The sequence below is a fragment of the Prevotella sp. AM23-5 genome, assembly GCF_003473645.1.
GTDB classification, from domain to species: Bacteria; Bacteroidota; Bacteroidia; order Bacteroidales; family Bacteroidaceae; genus Prevotella; species Prevotella copri_A.
On sequence record NZ_QUCG01000115.1, the window covers coordinates 5,280 to 6,600 of the forward strand.

General features: G+C 36.8%; 2 protein-coding genes and 1 pseudogene. 2 read left to right on the forward strand and 1 reads right to left on the reverse strand.

What is annotated here, in order from left to right; genetic code table 11:
* A pseudogene (locus tag DW657_RS18485) lies at positions 1–129 on the reverse strand (site-specific integrase); the annotation flags it as partial.
* Between the two features lie 349 nt (positions 130–478).
* On the opposite strand from DW657_RS18485, the gene DW657_RS16395 reads away from it, so the two are divergent.
* Positions 479–868 (forward strand): HEPN domain-containing protein, encoded by a 390-nt coding sequence (locus tag DW657_RS16395; protein ID WP_117664314.1) that lies wholly within the window; start codon positions 479–481, stop codon positions 866–868.
* The gene (locus DW657_RS16400) at positions 847–1,143 is read left to right on the forward strand and encodes a nucleotidyltransferase domain-containing protein (protein ID WP_117664315.1); all 297 of its coding nucleotides are present in this window, start codon (positions 847–849) and stop codon (positions 1,141–1,143) included. The genes DW657_RS16395 and DW657_RS16400 overlap by 22 nt, the downstream gene beginning before the upstream one ends.
* Positions 1,144–1,321 lie beyond the last annotated feature (178 nt).

Consider the following 1,321-nt stretch of genomic DNA (forward strand, 5'->3'; position numbering starts at 1 on the left):
CACGCTCTGCTTGCAACTGAACTGTGCGATTGTTCCGTTGATTGTCACTCGCCCCATGATTGGGACAATTCCATTTCTCTCCTTGCTTCCATTTACATAGAAGACTGTCTTGAAAGTGCATCTCATAATTCTTACTTTTTTGTTCGGTGCAAAATTAAACTATGAGAGCTGCATGGCAAAATCGAAACTTACGCAGAATGGGGAAATATGAACCGTCACCGTTAAAAATGCTTATTAGGGCGTTTCCATTGGGTAATGATTTGAAAGCGTTTCTACTTCTCTAATCTGCTTTTTCCTCATTTCCTTGTCACTGCCAACTAAAGCCAACGACTGCCACAACCACTTGAAACTCAAACCAAATGCTCTATTTTGCTATTTTTTGCCTTTTTAGGCGTTCTTTTATCCTAAAAAATCTTTTTAACACTAAAAATTTGGCAATCTCAATTATTTGCTTTATTTTTGCACAAAAACAAAACGTATGGCAATAGATAAAGTTAAATATTGGAAAGAACTTGCAGACTATGACATCGAAACCGCTGAGGTTATGTACAACGGTGGAAGATGGCTATATGTTGGCTTTATGTGCCATTTGGTTATAGAAAAAACAATAAAGTCGTATTGGAGTGCTATAAAACCAGATGAGGTTCCATACATCCATAACCTCTTGAAGTTGGCACAAAGCTGCGGGTTAGTATCAAAAATGACATCAGAACAGCTAAAGTTTCTTGCGGAATTAATGCCAATGAATATTGAGGCAAGATACCCATCCTACAAAGATGAGCTGGCGAAGAAATTGACTCCAGAATATTGCAGAACATTAATAAATAAAACAAAAGAATTAAAACAATGGATAGAGAACATGCTTTAATGATAGTAAAATGCTACAAGGAAGCAATACTTCCATTGCTTGCTAATGCGAAAGTATATCTGTATGGTTCTTGTAGTAGAAATGAAGCAAGAAAAGATAGTGATATCGATGTAGCAGTAGTTATACCTAAGCTTAATGGCGACTGGCTGGACACTACATCTTCATTATGGCTTGCCACCCTTAATATAGATACATCTATAGAACCGGTGTTGATTGAAGAATGCAAACCATCACCCTTATATGATGATATAATACGTAATGGAATAGCAGTATAAAATACAGAAATCCCCCATCCTACTTTCTCAAGCGGGATGGGGGTTTTGCTTATGTGATAAGTAAACCTAAAAAACAAAAGCAAGTATCAACTCTTCAGGAGTTGGTATTTATATTTATAGATATATGATATCTTTTGGATTTTCGGATCAAAAGCCCTGCCGGCTTTCACAAGCTGGC

Bases quoted from the DNA above. Each gene is read 5' to 3' on its own strand.
- DW657_RS16395 (WP_117664314.1), top strand. From the start codon at position 479: ATGGCAATAGATAAAGTTAAATATTGGAAAGAACTTGCAGACTATGAC.
- DW657_RS16400 (WP_117664315.1), top strand. From the start codon at position 847: ATGGATAGAGAACATGCTTTAATGATAGTAAAATGCTACAAGGAAGCA.